The sequence below is a fragment of the Brevinematales bacterium genome (assembly GCA_026415355.1).
In the GTDB taxonomy this organism is placed as follows: domain Bacteria; phylum Spirochaetota; class Brevinematia; order DTOW01; family DTOW01; genus SKYB106.
The window spans coordinates 1-17196 of sequence record JAOAHF010000017.1; the positions used below are offsets into that span (position 1 = coordinate 1).

The 17196-nt window shown below is 33.0% G+C and carries 16 protein-coding genes; 9 read left to right on the forward strand and 7 right to left on the reverse strand.

Annotated elements, in window-relative coordinates:
* The first annotated feature begins 644 nt into the window (after positions 1–644).
* The 4 genes from N2712_06940 (at position 645) to tpx (ending at position 5446) form a co-directional block, all read left to right on the forward strand.
* The gene (locus N2712_06940) at positions 645–2294 is read left to right on the forward strand and encodes an ATPase, T2SS/T4P/T4SS family (protein ID MCX8029710.1); all 1650 of its coding nucleotides are present in this window, start codon (positions 645–647) and stop codon (positions 2292–2294) included.
* 2 nt (positions 2295–2296) lie between these two features.
* The gene (locus N2712_06945) at positions 2297–3277 is read left to right on the forward strand and encodes a hypothetical protein (protein MCX8029711.1); all 981 of its coding nucleotides are present in this window, start codon (positions 2297–2299) and stop codon (positions 3275–3277) included.
* 172 nt (positions 3278–3449) lie between these two features.
* Entirely contained in the window at positions 3450–4706 is a 1257-nt protein-coding gene (locus N2712_06950; GenBank protein ID MCX8029712.1) for an insulinase family protein, read from the forward strand.
* Between the two features lie 233 nt (positions 4707–4939).
* The gene (tpx, locus tag N2712_06955) at positions 4940–5446 is read left to right on the forward strand and encodes a thiol peroxidase (GenBank protein ID MCX8029713.1); all 507 of its coding nucleotides are present in this window, start codon (positions 4940–4942) and stop codon (positions 5444–5446) included.
* Here the strand turns inward: tpx and N2712_06960 are convergent.
* Complete coding sequence (locus tag N2712_06960) at positions 5415–7481, reverse strand: heavy metal translocating P-type ATPase (protein MCX8029714.1); 2067 nt, start codon at positions 7479–7481, stop codon at positions 5415–5417. The two genes, tpx and N2712_06960, sit on opposite strands and share 32 nt — an antisense overlap.
* Before the next feature lie 353 nt (positions 7482–7834).
* On the opposite strand from N2712_06960, the gene N2712_06965 reads away from it, so the two are divergent.
* Positions 7835–8269, forward strand: coding sequence for an arsenate reductase ArsC (locus N2712_06965; protein ID MCX8029715.1), 435 nt, complete (start codon positions 7835–7837; stop codon positions 8267–8269).
* On the opposite strand, the gene N2712_06970 is transcribed toward N2712_06965, so the two are convergent.
* The 6 genes from N2712_06970 to N2712_06995 form a co-directional block, all read right to left on the reverse strand.
* Positions 8243–8980 (reverse strand): ABC transporter permease, encoded by a 738-nt coding sequence (locus tag N2712_06970; GenBank protein ID MCX8029716.1) that lies wholly within the window; start codon positions 8978–8980, stop codon positions 8243–8245. The genes N2712_06965 and N2712_06970 overlap by 27 nt on opposite strands.
* The gene (locus tag N2712_06975; GenBank protein ID MCX8029717.1) at positions 8922–9854 is read right to left on the reverse strand and encodes an ATP-binding cassette domain-containing protein; all 933 of its coding nucleotides are present in this window, start codon (positions 9852–9854) and stop codon (positions 8922–8924) included. The genes N2712_06970 and N2712_06975 overlap by 59 nt, the downstream gene beginning before the upstream one ends.
* Positions 9855–10017: 163 nt before the next feature.
* Complete coding sequence (locus N2712_06980; protein ID MCX8029718.1) at positions 10018–10542, reverse strand: hypothetical protein; 525 nt, start codon at positions 10540–10542, stop codon at positions 10018–10020.
* A gap of 418 nt (positions 10543–10960) precedes the next feature.
* The gene (locus tag N2712_06985; GenBank protein MCX8029719.1) at positions 10961–11167 is read right to left on the reverse strand and encodes a hypothetical protein; all 207 of its coding nucleotides are present in this window, start codon (positions 11165–11167) and stop codon (positions 10961–10963) included.
* Entirely contained in the window at positions 11164–11754 is a 591-nt protein-coding gene (locus tag N2712_06990) for a hypothetical protein (GenBank protein ID MCX8029720.1), read from the reverse strand. The genes N2712_06985 and N2712_06990 overlap by 4 nt, the downstream gene beginning before the upstream one ends.
* 509 nt (positions 11755–12263) lie before the next feature.
* Positions 12264–13010: an outer membrane lipoprotein-sorting protein gene (locus tag N2712_06995; GenBank protein MCX8029721.1), complete on the reverse strand. Its 747-nt coding sequence runs from the start codon at positions 13008–13010 to the stop codon at positions 12264–12266.
* A 252-nt stretch (positions 13011–13262) separates the two neighbouring features.
* Here N2712_06995 and N2712_07000 point away from each other — a divergent pair, with 252 nt between their 5' ends.
* Genes N2712_07000 through N2712_07015 form a run of 4 tightly spaced genes read left to right on the forward strand, consistent with a single transcriptional unit; the run spans position 13263 to position 17192 of the window.
* Positions 13263–14447 (forward strand): hypothetical protein, encoded by a 1185-nt coding sequence (locus N2712_07000; GenBank protein MCX8029722.1) that lies wholly within the window; start codon positions 13263–13265, stop codon positions 14445–14447.
* 11 nt (positions 14448–14458) lie between these two features.
* The gene (locus N2712_07005) at positions 14459–15799 is read left to right on the forward strand and encodes a hypothetical protein (GenBank protein ID MCX8029723.1); all 1341 of its coding nucleotides are present in this window, start codon (positions 14459–14461) and stop codon (positions 15797–15799) included.
* A 10-nt stretch (positions 15800–15809) separates the two neighbouring features.
* Complete coding sequence (locus N2712_07010; protein MCX8029724.1) at positions 15810–16514, forward strand: hypothetical protein; 705 nt, start codon at positions 15810–15812, stop codon at positions 16512–16514.
* A gap of 9 nt (positions 16515–16523) precedes the next feature.
* Positions 16524–17192 carry an ABC transporter ATP-binding protein gene (locus N2712_07015; protein MCX8029725.1) on the forward strand — a complete coding sequence of 223 codons (669 nt, stop codon included), beginning with the start codon at positions 16524–16526 and terminating at the stop codon, positions 17190–17192.
* Positions 17193–17196 lie beyond the last annotated feature (4 nt).

The window sequence follows — 17196 nt, forward strand, 5'->3', positions numbered from 1 at the left end:
TTTGAACCATCGAATAGAACGAATTCATGATAAAATTTATTATCCCAAAAACTACTATAAAAACTATCAAAGATATCACAAAAGCACTCTTCAACGCAAAACTTATCCTGACCCTCATGTATACCCCCAAAAAGAACGAATACCAAACCTTATAATAACCCATTAAAGTATTAACCTTCAAGATCAATTTCATCAATAGCGCTAAATAAATTTGAATGGTTTGAAGAACAAGTTAAGAAAAAGAAAGTTTACAAACACGTATACAAACACCCTTACCTAGAAACAATTTTGGTCAGTCATCATACTTGATAATTATTTTCTACAACGTTACAACAAGACACTTAAGGTAACTATTAAGGATTACTCAAAGGCAAAGACGAATAAAAAGTACACTAATTATCTGATTGCATTAGTAAGCATTCTGATGAGATAAGAAAACTTCTCATATAGAAAAGCAAAAGAATTTACAAAGTATATCTAGAGATTACTGATTTTTTATTTCGTAAGTAGTATAAGAAGGACGATAAGTAAGATCATAACTACAGACACTAATTAACTAACCATATCTCATTCTAAATGACTAAGAATTTCATAAAAAACCAAAAATTTTACATATGTTGTCATTATTGAATATAATCTTCTGTATGGCACTAGGCGATATTTTAGTAGAAATGGGAGTAATATCCCCCGAGGAACTCACATCATACTTACACAAACAAAAAACTACCAATAAAAAACTTGGCGAAATTCTTGTAGAAGAAGGAAAAATTGATGAATTAAAGTTATACGAGATACTTTCTCTACAATTCAATATAAAATTCGAAACTTCACTAGAATTACCGACTGCTGAAAAAGCTCAAATACTACTTTCACTACTACCAATCGATTTTTGTAAGAAAAAGATAGTAGCTCCAATTGACTTTAGGGACGATTTTATAGTTGTAGCTATTGACAATCCATCAGACTTCGATCTTATAAACGAAATAAGGTTTATAACAGGAAAACATGTTGAAACTAGATTCGCTACAACTTCGGCAATAAGAGAATACATAAATGATCTTCAAAGTTTATTATCAGGCAAAATTGTTGAAAAAAAGGAAATTTTCGATAAAAAAAATAAAAATACTCAAATCAAAGAAGACTCAAAAGTTATATCAACGGTTAACAATATAATAATAGAAGGCATAAATCGCAAGGCAAGTGATATTCACCTAGAAATCTATGAAGATAAGGTTACTTTGAGATATAGGATAGATGGAAAACTATACAAAGCTGAGGGACCATCTTTACAAATTTATCCTGCTGTAGTTTCAAGAATAAAAATCATGTCGGGACTAGACATATCTGAAAGAAGGTTACCACAAGATGGAGCAATAAAGTTTGAATATATGGGAAAAGATATCGATATAAGAGTATCCGTAATTCCAGGAATATATGGCGAGAATGTGGTTTTAAGAATACTTTCAAAAGATGTTGCTATAATATCTGACTTATCTTCAATAGGCATGACACTCGAAGAAGTTAAAGTGTTCAAAGAAGCATTACTCAAGCCTAACGGAATGATACTTGTTACAGGACCTACAGGTAGTGGCAAAACTACCACACTTTACGCAGGACTCAATTTTCTAAAGAAGTTTGACAAAAAAATAATTACAGCAGAAGACCCTGTTGAATACCAAATAGAAGGTATTGAACAGATACAAGTAAATCCTGATATAGGATTTACATTTGCTAATGCATTAAGAGCATTCCTAAGACATGACCCAGATGTAATAATGGTAGGAGAAATAAGAGATACTGAAACAGCAGAAATTGCCATAAGAGCAGCACTTACAGGACACCTTGTAATATCGACTCTACACACAAATGATGCTTCATCCTCTATCACAAGGTTAATTGACATGGGAATTCCAACTTATCTTGTATCTTCAACACTAAACTTAGTGATTGCTCAAAGACTTGTAAGGAAACTATGTAATAACTGTAAATCAGAAGTAAGCATAAAGTCTGTTAACTTAAGTGACGATATCAGAAACTATTTCACGCCAAACGAAAAGATATTCCAACCTGTAGGATGCAGTAAATGTAATAGAACAGGCTTCAGTGGAAGAATACCAATATTTGAAATGCTTCAAATAAACGAAGAGATAAAAAGTGCAATACTAAAAAACTTATCTTCATTTGAACTCAAACAAATTGCTCGAAAAAACGGAATGAAAACTCTAAGAGATTCAGGTATGGATAAAGTAAAGAAAGGACTAACAACCTTAGAAGAAGTACTAGCAGTGAGTTAAATATGTCTAAATTTCCATCACCAGAAAACTTCAAAAACCACAAAACCAAGCCTCAAGAGTTCATAGAAAATTTTATTCATTACCCTAACTACTTACTCTCAAAAAATATATTACCTAGAAAGTTTAAGCGGTGCTATATCTACGACATAATGGAACAGAAATTCGTTGATTTCTTTCTTGATTACGGCAAATACTACTTAGGTTTCTCTGATAAATACTTAACAAAAATGACAAAAAACTATCTAAAAACCACCATACTATCTTATACAAACGGGATATTTACATATAGGTTTCTAAAGTTACTCAGAGAAATATTCGAATTCAACACAATAATGCTTACCAGAGATATTGAAAACTTGAATCATCTAATACAAGAAGTGATAAACGATGAAATCATCGTCAACTCAGAGTTCTTACTAACACAGATAAGAAAAAGCAAATTATCAAAGAAACCTAATGTATCTGAACCATTTGACGAAATCCTAAACTATTCGGAAATACCAAAAACAACAAATTTACTATTCCTTGGTAGGGGTATCAGGTATCCACAAATTTTGAAAACCTTAAATAACCTAGACATCGAACATGTTGTACTAGGATTAGGTAGGTTTTTTATCTTACTATCTAGAACTAAAATACAAAATCATCCTCTATCCAGAATAACTGAATTTGACGCTATGTTTGGATATTACTACCTACTTAGAGAAAAATTTTTGATTGAAAATAAACTGAGTGAATTAAAAAAACTATCTAAAAGATGGTTATCAAAATTTGTTGAGCTAGGCACCGCTGATGATATATCTCCGTATTGTATCAAAATAAAAAACTCTGCTGAAGAATTAAACATAAAACTACTTCAAGAAGGCATAATAACTAAGGGTAACATTCTATTCTTTTCCTATCAGCACGAAGAAAACGACTTCAGGAGGTTGAGAAGAAAACTAAATCATTTTTTAACATACACTAATTCTTCAAAATTCTAATCACATTCCTAGTAAATTATGTATTTACCTAATGATTTTACTAAATCTTGTGTTAATTTCATAAAGAAACAACTACTTATTTATCATTTATTTAAGTATGTCTTTCTACAGGAATGTCTTACTTTTGATTTTTGTCATTTTTTTACATAGAATCGTAACAGGAGATAGTATTATGGATCTAAACCTCGAAGAATTTTACCTTGATAACGGGCTTAAAGTAGTTTTAGTTGAAAGGAACATCCTACCTACTGTTTCAATACAAATCTGGTATAAAGTAGGAGCAATTGACGAAGTCGACGGTAAATCAGGTGTAGCACATTTCCTTGAGCATATGGCATTCAAGGGAACAAAAAATCTAAAACCTGGTGAATTTTCCAAAATAATAAGAGCACTAGGTGGGAATGATAACGCAGCAACATCATGGGATTACACTATGTATTACGTAGATATACCATCTGAGCATACTATAAAAGTACTAAAAATGATGAAAGAAGTAATGTTTGATATAGTTTTTGATGAAAAGGAGTTCAATAGCGAAAAGAAAGTAATACTAGAAGAAAGAAGAATGAGATACGAAGATAATCCTTTTGGACAATTCTTCGAAGACTTTATAGCAAAATCATTTAAGAAAATAAATTACAGAAGACCAATAATAGGATGGGAAGAAGACATAAAAAATCTCAAACTCAACGACCTAGTAGAGTTCTATAACATTTACTATTCACCTAAAAATGCTATGCTCGTAGTAGTAGGAAATATCCAAAAGGAAGAACTAAAAAGACACATAAAAGAAATATTTAACGAAAGCTCAAAAAATCTTACACAAGTCGAGAAAAAGGTTGAAAATATATCGGAGTTCAACACTGGAAAAGTTGAGTTTAAAACAACAATAAAAGAAGTGAAATCTAAAGCAGTAATAGTAGGTTTTAGAACCCCATCCTACAGATTATCTCCTAAAGAAATATCAGCACTTGAAATACTTTCCTACATTTTAACAGATGGAAGAACCTCAAGAATGTACAAAGAACTTGTAGTAAACAAAAAACTAGCATCAAACGTAAGTGGCGGCACAATCTTAGGTAAATACCCATTCTTAACATACTTCTTCGCAACCGCAAATCCTAACACAAAACCAGATAACTTAAAAGATGAAATAATATCCATACTAAACTCTATTATCAATACTCCACCAACTCAAGATGAAATAAAAGTCGTAAAGAAAAAAATAAAAGCCGAGAGAATATACGAGTTTGAGAAAAATCATGGAATAGCAGGAACTATCGGATGGAGCGAAGTAATACTAGGAAACTACAAAGAAATCGACAACTTCATAAAAACAATAGAAGAAGTTAACCCTGACTTAATACTACAAACTTTCAAAAAATACTTCAGAGAAGATAACTTGATAATAGGTATCCTAGAAAACTAATAACCACTAACCCCAATAAATCTACCCACTTAACCACAAAATGTTTTCCTAAATCCAATTAAAAAACTATAAACAACGCGAATAATCTACTACTACTACTATTTAGAAAAACTATCAACACAAAATATCATAATACAATCTTCAAAAACCCAAATCCTCTCCAAAAATTATAGTAATACATTCTTGACAAAACCCTACTAAATAAGTATATTTTTAGAGTTTAAGGAGGTAATATGAAAGAAGTAAAAGGAATGATAACTTTTGAGGGAAATCCTTTGACGCTAGTTGGTGAGAATTTTGTAGAGGTAGGTGACACAGCACCTGATTTTGTTACTTATGATCCATCACTTAACCCTGTAAAGTTAAGTGATTTTAAAGGTAGGAAGGTTATAATATCTTCAGTTCCGTCTTTAGACACTTCTGTCTGTAACATAGAGACAAAGAAGTTCAACGATATAGCAAAGAAGTTATCTTCTGATGTTGTCATACTCACAGTAAGTATGGATTTACCGTTTGCGCAAAGTAGATGGTGTGATGTTAGTGAAGTAAAACATGTAAAAACTGTTTCTGATTATAAGGACAGAGATTTTGGTGTAAAATACGGAGTTTACATAAAAGAACTTGGATTACTTGCTAGAGCCATTTTTATTATTGATGAAAATTGTAAAGTTAAGTACAAGCAAATTGTCAAGGAAATTGCTACTGAGCCTAATTATGACGATGTCTTAAGAAATCTCTAAATATACTATTTGCTATAGTTAGTAGTGCAACTCCAGTATCAGCAAGCACTGCTAACCATAAATGAACTAATCCTACAACACCTAGCACCGTAACCAGTAACTTAACCAAAAGAGCAATAATTATATTCTGAATTACAATTTTTCTTGTGTTTTTAGCAACAACGAAAGCATCCACTATTCTATTAAGGTCCGGACTATTCACAATAACATCAGATGATGCAAGAAGCATTGAGTTTACGGGAGTATTGAACGAAAAACTAACATCAGATTTTAGCATTACTATACTATCATTTATACCATCACCAATGTAGGCAATAGGCTCTTTATAATTATTCTTGTATTCTTCTACTACTTTTACTTTGTCTTGAGGATTGGCACCAAAGAATAATCCATCTACACCGAGTACATTAGCAACTTTCTCAGAGTTTTCTTTGTTATCACCAGTTAGAATAAGTATTTTTTCTATTCCAAGTTTTCTAAGAGTACCAAATACACTTTTAGCTTCAAATCTGATATCATCATCAAACTCTATATACCCTATATACTTACCATCTACTGCAACATTAACCACAGTTGAATTATTTACACAAGCATCATGTAGTATATTCTTCTCATGAAGCAACTTATCACTACCTATCAGTACCTCTTTACCATTGACCAAACCAATTATACCATATCCTGGTATTTCTTTTACATCTTTTATATCTTCAAAACTCCTCTTAACACCAAAATTGTGAACTATTGCCTTTGAAAGTATATGATTTGAGTAGTTTGCTAATGAAACAGCGTATCTCGCAAATTCATCTTCACTTATTCCTTCTACAGTATTGATACTTTTTACTCTCACCTTACCCTTTGTAAGCGTACCTGTTTTATCGAAAAATATGGTTTTTATTTCTGTTAATTCATCTATTGCTGAGGTATTCTTGAATAGAATGTTTCTACTCGCTAATACTCCTAAAGACCTAAAGTACGTCAAAGGTACACTTATAACTATAGCACAAGGACAAGATATAACTACAACAACAAGACCTTTGTAAATCCACTCTCTAAAATCATAGCTTCCGAGTATTATCGGCATTCCAATAGCAACAAAAACTGATAATACAATTACAGAAGGAGTATATACCCTTGAAAGTTTTGATATAAACTTTTCAGTTTTTGTTCTTTGAGAATTATTCTCTATCTCTTCAAGCATCTTGTACATGATAGTATCTTTAAAAGTAGATGTAGCTTTTATTTCAAGTACCCCATTAAGATTCACAGATCCTGACATAACATTGTGACCCACCGAAACACTCTCTGGTATAGGCTCTCCAGTTATACTTGATTTGTCTATGTAAGAACTTCCATTCACAACCTTTCCATCAATTAATATTCTTTCACCTGGTTTAACTAGCATTATATCACCAACTTTTACATCTTTAGCGTCCACAAACACACTATTACCAGAATCTTTTAGTCTGACTTTACTAAAGTTTTCAGAAACAGTATCTTGAATCTTATTTCTAGCCTTTTTAACAGCCAAGTTTTCTAAAAATTCTCCTACATTGAACAAGGTAATAAGCAATAATCCCTCAAAAGTCTCATGTAACGCTATAGCAGAAAACGTTGCTAATGATACTAGAAAATTTTCATCAAAAATCTCTCTACTTCTTATCTTCTTATATGCTTTGAGAAATGTTCTCCATCCACCAAAAGCAAGCAAAATAAAAATAATTACAAAATCAATTAACAGATTATGATGTATAGCTTCATGAAATATACCATAAATAATGGTAAAAATAAAAGGTAAAGAAACCAAAATCCCTCCCAAAAAATCGTTACTTTTATCATTATCATCCTTAACCTTCAAAACAACAACCTCACTCTCAACCTCACTCACCAATCTCTGAATTATACCAATATCTTTTTCATCAGTTATAAGTGAAAGGGTACCAAAATCTACTTTAGCATTAATCCCTGATGATTGTAGTTTTTCCTCTATCTTCAAAGCACAATTTGGGCAATCTAGGTTCTTTAATATGTATTTCATACTAAAATTATATTGTTTTACTACTCCACAATCAAAACTTTTTAAATTTTACTCTTATTATACCATATGCTAAGATTAAAACTCTCAAACTTTAAATTAAGGCTACCTCAAAATTTAACAGAACTCAGAATAACCAAGAAGTCAACACTCAAACAACGTAACTAATTAACCTAAAGTAGCCTCTACAAAACCACTTTCTAGATAATCCATATCTTTGAAATAGTATTTGTCAATTCCTTTGTCGATCTAAGAGTTTGTTTGAGATATGTTGAAAATCTTGATATAAATTGTATAATATACCAAAGTCAAAGAATAGTTGATTTTTATTCCTAAATATTGCTCAAGGAGGCACTATGAAGTATAACGTACTATTTTTATGCATACAAAACGCTGGTAGAAGTCAGATGGCTGAAGCATTTGCTAGAGAACTTGGGAATCATATAATAGCTCCTCACAGTGCTGGATCTAACCCCGCTGATGAAATAAACCCAATAGTTAGGCAATGTATGGAAGAAGTAGGTATTAAAATTCTAAACAAAAAACCAAAAGGTTTTAACGATCTAGATGTGAAAACATTTGATTTCGTCGTAAATATGGGATGTGGGGACACTTGTCCTTACTATCCTTCTAAAGAGTATATCAACTGGAACATACCCGACCCCAAAGGTAAGACAATAGAAGAAGTTAGAGAAATAAGAGATATCATAAAATCCAAGATAATTGAACTCATAAACTACCTAGAAAACTATGATAAAAGTAAATCATCTTATAAGCCTTCTTTCAAGTAACTTTACACCTAGAATTACTGATATTCCTATAAACAATATCAGATAAACAACATTCTCTATGTTCACTGCTTGGGTCCTAAAAATAGTTAGGCTATGATACAGTGGTGATATTATAAACGCTACTTTTTCAACAAAATTTGGGAAAACAGTTATTGGGAAGAATGTACCAGAAAGAAACATCACTGGACTCAAGTATATGTAGAAGACATAGTCAAAGAAATTCATGGATGGAGACACTGAAGTAAGAAGCATTCCTAAAGTCCCAAAACAAACTCCCATGACAAAGGCAAGTAACAGCAGCATAGTTATCTCAACTACATCAAGTTGCGTTAAACCCGATAAGACAACTATTACTAAACTTATCATTGAAGAGATCAAACCTCTTATCGCTCCCCAAGCAACCTCACCTATATAAATATCAATAGTTGTTGCAGGAGTATGTAAGTAAGAGTAAAACATTTTAGCATAGTACATCTTCGAAAACGAATTGTATGTTGTTTCAAAAAATGAATTATTCATAGCAGGTATAATTACAATACTAGGGATTATAAACTCTATGTATCTAACTTGTCCCACCTGTCCTACAATTTTATCAAATCCAATACCAAATGCTAGAATTATAATGATAGTTTCTATTGAACTAAAAAGTATGCTATACCAATTTTTTCTCCATGCTATAAAGTTTCGCTTCAGTATTGGTACCCACTTCATCTTTATCCTCCAACCTTTTACCCGTTAAGAATAAAAAAACATCTTCTAATGTAGTTAGTCTAACATGGATCTTTTTTGCACCTCTTGATCTAATCATATGTTTAATATAGTTTGGATCTTGGTGAAACAATATTAAGTAATTGACAAATTCTATCTTCTTAATACTTTGTAGCTCTTCTGGTAATTGTATCCTGGGAAATATTTCGATAGCGTATGCAGGCAAATGTCTAGATATGAGTTCTTCTGGACTACCGTTTTCAATTATTATTCCATTATCAATGATATATATTCTATCACACAAAGCCTGTGCTTCGTCTAGGTAATGAGTAGTTAGTAAAATTGTCTTACCTTTCTCTTTAAGGTGTATTATTTTATCCCATATACTTTTTCTGATTTCTGGATCAAGCCCCACAGTAGGTTCATCTAGGATTAAGATTTTCGGATCATTTATCAATGACCTTGCTATTATCAATTTTCGTTTCATACCTCCCGACAGATTTTCAACATTCTCATTCATTTTATCTAACATCTTGAGTTCGTCTAAGAGTGAAAGAATGATAGGTTTTAACTTTTTTGGCTTAAGTCCGAAGATTTCGCCATATATTAGAAGATTTTCATAAACGCTTATATCACTGTCAAGATTATTTTCTTGAGGTACAACTCCCACAAACATCTTAATAAGCTTTAGATCCTCAGGTACACTATACCCCATTACTCTGATGTTACCTTCATCAAATTTAACAAGGCCTAGAATAGACTTAACAAGCGTGGTTTTTCCAGCACCATTAGGTCCTAGAAGCCCGACGGTTTCACCTTCATGTATTTGCATAGCAATTCCTTTAAGAGCTTCAACTCCAAAGTATTTCTTTTTCAAATTGGATATTTCAATTACCTGCATATCAACCTTTCAAAGGACATTTAAGAAATTGCGATTTAGAAAGTATGAATGGATACCAACAAAATCTTCTAATTAAACTCTTGATATGAACACTATTTGTATAGTAACCCTAAAAGCTTTATTCAATCACAAATTGCTTTTACTTTTCTTCCACAATCTTTATCTCATCCCGGGTTAGTTCGTAGAGTTGATAGACAAGTTCGTCAATCTCCTCTTCATACTCTGATGTGCCTTTTAAAGGATTTTGAGATTTGAGCTTTGAGATTTGATCAACTAGTTGTTGTAGTTTTATTATTTTATCGTCTTTAGACAAGATTAGTTTTGATATAGGAATTAGTTCAACATATTGTTTAATCCATCTGTAAGCATTTTTTGACAGAGAATATGCTATATGCTGAATATACCACCAAGAAATTTTTGAGTTTAGCACGGAAAGTATAACTTTTAGTCTATTGCCTGTCATCATATAAGCAGTTTGATTTACATAGAATTTGTCTTTGTCAAGACAGAATGAGGGTAGCTCACTCATTTCCTGCCATATAATCTTTTCTTTTTCAAATTCATCATAATAAGTGCAGTATCTTAATTCCCACCAATAATCTCCCTGATCATCTCTGCGTATTAGTCCTTTCCCTTTACCTTTATCGCTTTTAGCAAACTGTATGAGATAGTTATAGAGAGATAAATTCAGTCTTAAAGAATTTTTCAGGAGATTGATTACCTCTGTTCTTATTACTCCAACCAGCAGGAATGACTATCATCCATAATTCATCCCATTTGTAGCAATATTTTCGTATGTTTCGTCCCCTCAAAACTGGTTTAATAATTTCTTCAGTAAGTTTTCTCTACTTTTCAGTCTTACAACTATCAAGAATTACATCTCTAGTCTTAGTGTCAATTATAAATGCTTCGTTGTAACCTGTTAAGATACCACGATATATTTTAACATTCTACTCTTTGAGTGAATTACCTATTTTTTTCTATCTTTTCTTTTAGTTTTAATATTCTATCTTCAGATAAAACAAAAACTTCTTTAGAGAGTTGGCTCTGTTTAGTTATTTGTTAGTTCTCCTTTATAAAAATTATTGCTTCTTTAGACTTTTGAGTGTTGACGGTACATTAGCAAAGTTAATATACGGTTCAGGCCGTAAAGGTTGTTTTTTCAGAAGAACTATACAAGTATCAACTCCTTGCTCAAACACATGGAAGTCTCCGAAATAAATTATCCTTAAGATTGTTGTTTTATCTAAAAGAAATTCTCTCAATTTTTCACCGTAATCTACTCTCATCTATTTGTTTGATGAGATAAAGCACAGTATTCCAGAATCTTTGAGTATGTTGTATCCTTTTTCGTAGAAAAAAACGTAAGGTAAGCATAAGCTCTCAGAGGGTTTATTTTTCTAATAAATGTTTCTTTTTCAAATTCAAAGGTTTTAACAACATCTTCTTGAGAAAGTTCTATAGATGATTCCCAAAGACTATCAAAATACTTCTCTGCTTCTTCAAATCCGTAATCTTTTATTTCAACATTAAACTCATTTCGTGACTCAAGTCCTGCCCTAGTTAGATTACTACTACTACCTGTAATGAGTAAATTTGGTGTAATCTTGTTATTCAATTTGAATAGGTATAAATTCGCGCGATTTGGCTCCTTTGTTTTTCTTATTACGAGTTTGCGCTCCCGAAGAAGTTTAATAAAGAAGTCTATCTGTTCGTATATTTCCTTTCCATCCAGGTTTCCAGATGTGAAAGTAATTTTTAGAGGTTTTATAAAATCTTTTTCAGCAGAATCAATGTTGAATTCTTTTTCTAACTTTGCGACTTTGTAGATACCGTAAGCATTTTTGTCTATATCAAGACTTACTAGTATCTTCAAGTGCTCTTCTTCTAGCTTGCCTTCATTTTAAAGTTTTTCAAGTTCCTTGTAGATTGCCTGAATACCGGAAAAGTAGAAAAATCCAACTAGAAACTTTAACTCCTTGCTTTCGAATACGAGATCTTTTAATCTTTGCTTTAAGCTTTTCCGGTTTTCATTTGTTATGAAACTGCTAATACTAACTACTCCGTATTCTAAATGATTAGAAATAAACCTTTTGTAATTGTAGTAGATCACCAAACTCTAAAACACCATCTGAGTGTCAACACCTTACCAATAGCATAAAAGTTCTCTACCTAAAAACGTTTACAAAAGTAGATTACTTTTTTTCTAATCTTTGCTGATATCTCATATTACTCACTATCCCAACAGAATGTTTAACATGAATTGCCACCGTAAATACCACAAAACATAACATTCTCAAACATCACTACCAACCTTTCCAACCTACCCAAATTATCTAGCCAATCCTTTACAGGTGTACACACTGTACACTACTAGTGTAGTAATTATTTTTTTATAAGGAAGTCAAGGTTAAAATACCTACTTGGTATATCTCTCAGTATCATATCTAAGTAATTCATTACGGAATATCTGTTGGTAGATATGGAATCGTAGATTGTTATTTTGCTTATTCTCATACCTCCTCCCATTTCTTTCACGTCTGAATAGTATGCCTCCTTAAGCTTCCTTCCACTCAAAGAAAAAAACTCCGCTTTAACAGGCCTATAATCCTCCTTTCTAACCAAGTAATTAATCCTGTAGTAGGTTACCCCATCTGTCTCCTTCGCAACTAGCTCAAGCAAATAACATTCATCCCCATTTATGTTTACTTCTCCTTTGAAGTTAGCTCTATAGTCCTCCGATAGGTTTATCTTTGCTATATCTCCGTTCGCTACCTCTCCCATAAGTCTCTGAGCCGGCGTTATCCTGATAGGCTTACTCGTATTCGGGAATATCATCCACATTTCATTCCCCAACATAAGCATCCTCCTGCCCCTCCAACTAGCCGGACCTGTGAACTCAACCATCACCGAGTTTATATCCCTAACGTAACTCCTAAGCTCCAACTCCTCCACCTTCTGGTTATCCCTGAAAGATGTTACCTTCATCAGAGCTTCAAAAGAAGAGGCAGGTGCCCTCCATAAATCTGCCTTCTTTACTACATCACCAGCATCTACACCAAAAGAATCAGAAACAAAAAAAAGTATAATAACTGAAATAAAAAAGTAATTCCTTCTTATCCATATCTCCATACTAAAACAGTATGTTAGAACTATTGAAATCATTTCAACAAAACCCATGTTTGTCAAAAGCAAATACCAAGCACCCTTTATACCAAAGATTTTTATATAATCATATGCAAGACCTTAAAACAGAAGACTAATCCTAGAAAACATCTACTCAAGTAAGACATCGAAAAGTATGTAGCTAACTACTTATCTTTAAATCTTCAAATACGGATAATTTAAACTCTGTACTAAAGCAACTATAAGAGGAGGTAGCACATGGTACACTTAATTATAGTCATCATTTGCTCAATAATACAAAAGAATCTCTTCCCTATAGAGATCAACAAAATCAAGGTACTCGGTAACACTCACACAAAAGAAGAAACCATATTATCCATAGCTTCAGAGTTTAGGTCTGGAAAAGAATTTCCTGAAGCTGAACTAGAGAATATCGCTAATAGAGTTGAAGAGAGACTTAGAAGGACTACTTGGTTTTATTCATCTAAAGTTTATGTTGTTGAAAGCAGCAAAGGTAAAGAGTATAGGAATATTGTTATTGAAGTGGACGAGGGATTTCTACTAAGGTTTTCTGGTGGATATGCTTATGGAATGTTCGGTATAGATAACATCTGGGGTAGTGGTGAGAAACTTCTTTTGTACCTTGGATACAACAAGCAAGGAATTGAATTTGAAGTAGACAACCTACTGGAGAGATTTTTTCTAAAGAGCAGAATTGGCAACTTCAATAGCTTTTATTATTCATCACATACAAAAAAGGTAGAGACACAGTTTGTTGGAGCTGAAGTAGATGCAGGGTACAAATTTAACTGGGACACAAGCTTTAGCATTCTAGGTGGATACGCTCTTGTATTTAGCGACAAATACGAGTTTTTGTTCAATCACTACTACTCAGGAGTGAGGTTTGAGGTTGACACAAGAGACGATGTATTCTCTGCTAACAAGGGATATTATTTTGCGTTAGCTACCAAAATATTGAGATTTGAAGAACCAACGTTTGGAGTAGATTTTAGGGCATTTGTATCAATTTTTGATGATTTAAGGATAGGGATAAGAGGTGTTGTTGAAGGAGGTAGAAAACTCTCACAGGAGTATAGGTTTAACGTAATAGGAATTGATGGTGTAAGAGGAATACCTGTTGAGAGTATGGTAGGTAACTTAAAAACTCTTATGAACCTTGAGCTTAGGAAAAACTTGGTAGATACCTCAATTTTAGGTTTTCTTAACTTGAAGTTTGAAGGAGTTGGATTTGTAGACGTAGGTAGATGTTTCAATAGCTTAGAAGAAGTAATTAATTTACTTGAGTTTGATTATCCTACTGCTTTCGGACTAGGTTTGAGATTATATTTTCTAGAACCAGTTTTCTTACCCATTAGACTTGAGATTGGAGTTGATAAGAAGATGAATTATAACATACTATTTTCTGTTAGTGAGCCATTTTGAGGAAGGTAAGTATGAAGATACAAAAATCCTACATCACAGTTCTGTTTATTTTTGTAATCCTCACCAATCTATACGGAGAGGCTGATATAGGCTACTATTCTATTTACTCGTCTCCTTCCGACTCATATCTCAACCCTGCTAACATTCTTAATCTCAAAGACACTGTAAATCTACAAATCCAAATATTTCTAAGCCTAAAGTTTAGTTTTCTTAATGATGCTATCACCCTCAAGGTATCAGACAGACTTAACATCCACCCAAACGGAGGAACAACAAGTGTAACAAATAAGATTAACGAACTGCTACTCTCTTTCTACCCCTATGAGTGGCTAATATTGAGCTTGGGGAAAGAGGTCGTAAGAAGCGGTGTCGGCTTCTTCAAAAATCCATCAGATTTTCTAATAAATAGAAAAACACTGGGATTTGAGAGCAAAGAGGATGCTGACAAATATCTAGAGGGTAGAATTATTGCCAGTTCTCATATTATTTCAGACATTTACTCATTCCAACTCGCCTTTTCACCTAGAATATTATGGGATAGTAGCAGTAATAAGATTCTAGATTACCTATCATCAAACCAGGAGGAATACAAAGTACTTGCTAAGTTTTCAGGAAACTTCTACGGTCTAGACGTTTCCCCTGTTTTCTGTTATGATGAGAAGATAAATGGGGGAATGAATTTATCTTATGTCATCGGTGATAATCTTGAGATACACTTTGAGGGGAGTATAGTTGATAGAGATACCAAGAAGATTATTGTTGACAGAGATGTTGTAAGTAACGGTATTAAGATAGGGACAACAAACGCTCTTGAGAGTTTTGAGATTAAGTGGATACCAAAAGTCATAATAGGAGGGCACTACACTTTCAGTGATATAAAATTCAACATTATGTTTGAATACTTCTACAATGGTATCGGCTTAGACGGCAAGGAATGGTTTTCGACGCTTGACAAATTTGAGAAAAATTATAACGATATATCTTCTGGTTTTCCGATGCTGGCAAGTTTCTTCCTTGGAATACAAACTAACATTCCAAATCAGCTTCTTCTTTCTTTGTCTTCACTTAACACTGTAAAAGAGTTTATTGAACACTATGGTATTACAGGTATAGTTAAACATTACGGAATGTTAAGAGCTTACAAAGAATTTGATATACCTCTTAGCCTAGAATTTATATTAGTTAAGAACCTTGTTGATTTAAGCGGATATGTCGTAAACAGGTTTTCCTACTCACTAGAGATCGGAAAAATCGAAGTTGGAATAGGATTTCCGTATGGCGGTAAAAAAAGCGAGTTTGGCTTGAGCTTAGATAGATTCGTTTTATTCTCCTCTTTCAAAATCATCATCTAGGAGGCATATTATGAGAATTTTTCCTACATCGTTGATACTTTTTTTGTTATTCTCAACTTCCTTCGGCATCAGTAGAAATGAGATTATGTCTATTAGCAGCTATTTCAACTCAAATACTCAGGCAGTTTTAGATACAATCAAGAAAACTGATACTTCAAATGAGTTTGGAAAAACAAAAAAAGCAATACTTCTATCTGTGATTGGAGTTAGAACAAATGATGGAAAGTCATACTACGAAGCAATTAGTCTACTCGAGGAAATACTTAAGAACAACAGAAATCCTATTCTGATTGCTTACCTAGGTATGAACTATGCACTAGTTGCTAGGTATGATCTAAACCCTTCTATCAAAACACTTTTTGGAAATAGAGCCATAAGCACTTTCAAAGAAGCAGTCAATATGGATAGCAAAGATTGGTATATTAGGTATCTTAGGGGTAATGTGTTATTTGAGTTTCCAGAGTTTTTCAAAGTTGGTAATGTTGTGAAAGAAGACTTCCTATACCTTGAGAGACTTATAGCAAATGGTGAGTTAAACGATCCTTCGGTTTTGGTGAGTATCTACTTTTTCATCGGTGAGATGTACAAACTCGACAGAAAAATAAGCAAATCAATAGAGTATTGGAAAAAGTCCGTTGAAATAGGAGATGCTTACAAAATAAGAAGTGATGAATATACAAAATCTAAAAAGAGACTTGAGATATTTCTAGATTAGGAGGAGGCTATGGGAGCAATCGTAAGATGTGAGAATATTAGTAAGACTTACAAAATCGGAAAGGTTGAAGTTAAGGCACTACGAGGAATCAGTCTTGAGATCGAGGAGGGAGACGTAGTATGTATAATGGGACCTAGCGGCTCTGGTAAAACAACCTTGCTCAACCTAATTGGCTGTATAGATACTCCAACAGATGGAAAAGTCTTTATCGATGGAAGAGATACTGCAACTATGGCTGACAACCAACTATCAGAATTTAGAAACAAAACAATAGGTTTCGTATTTCAGAATTTTAACCTTATACCTGTACTTGATGTGTATGAAAATATAGAGTATCCCCTTATCCTTGGAGGACAAAAAATAGATAGGGACTGGATATATTACCTGATAGACAGAGTTGGTCTAAAAGATTTTATTAAGCATAAGCCAGATGAACTTTCCGGAGGACAAAAGCAGAGAGTTGCAATAGCTAGAGCACTGGCAACCAAACCAAAACTTGTGATCGCTGATGAACCAACAGCTAACCTGGATACTAAAACTGGTGAAGCAATTGTAGATTTGCTACTTGAGTTTAACAAAGAGAGGGGAACTACTTTTATCTTTTCTACTCACTCAGAACTACTTGCCAAGCACTCAAAAAGGATTATCAACTTGCTTGACGGTAGGATTGTAAATTAGGAGG

Bases quoted from the DNA above. Each gene is read 5' to 3' on its own strand.
- N2712_06940 (MCX8029710.1), top strand. From the start codon at position 645: ATGGCACTAGGCGATATTTTAGTAGAAATGGGAGTAATATCCCCCGAG.
- N2712_06945 (MCX8029711.1), top strand. From the start codon at position 2,297: ATGTCTAAATTTCCATCACCAGAAAACTTCAAAAACCACAAAACCAAG.
- N2712_06950 (MCX8029712.1), top strand. From the start codon at position 3,450: ATGGATCTAAACCTCGAAGAATTTTACCTTGATAACGGGCTTAAAGTA.
- tpx (MCX8029713.1), top strand. From the start codon at position 4,940: ATGAAAGAAGTAAAAGGAATGATAACTTTTGAGGGAAATCCTTTGACG.
- N2712_06960 (MCX8029714.1), bottom strand. From the start codon at position 7,481: ATGAAATACATATTAAAGAACCTAGATTGCCCAAATTGTGCTTTGAAG.
- N2712_06965 (MCX8029715.1), top strand. From the start codon at position 7,835: ATGAAGTATAACGTACTATTTTTATGCATACAAAACGCTGGTAGAAGT.
- N2712_06970 (MCX8029716.1), bottom strand. From the start codon at position 8,980: ATGAAGTGGGTACCAATACTGAAGCGAAACTTTATAGCATGGAGAAAA.
- N2712_06985 (MCX8029719.1), bottom strand. From the start codon at position 11,167: ATGAGAGTAGATTACGGTGAAAAATTGAGAGAATTTCTTTTAGATAAA.
- N2712_06995 (MCX8029721.1), bottom strand. From the start codon at position 13,010: ATGGAGATATGGATAAGAAGGAATTACTTTTTTATTTCAGTTATTATA.
- N2712_07000 (MCX8029722.1), top strand. From the start codon at position 13,263: ATGGTACACTTAATTATAGTCATCATTTGCTCAATAATACAAAAGAAT.
- N2712_07005 (MCX8029723.1), top strand. From the start codon at position 14,459: ATGAAGATACAAAAATCCTACATCACAGTTCTGTTTATTTTTGTAATC.
- N2712_07010 (MCX8029724.1), top strand. From the start codon at position 15,810: ATGAGAATTTTTCCTACATCGTTGATACTTTTTTTGTTATTCTCAACT.
- N2712_07015 (MCX8029725.1), top strand. From the start codon at position 16,524: ATGGGAGCAATCGTAAGATGTGAGAATATTAGTAAGACTTACAAAATC.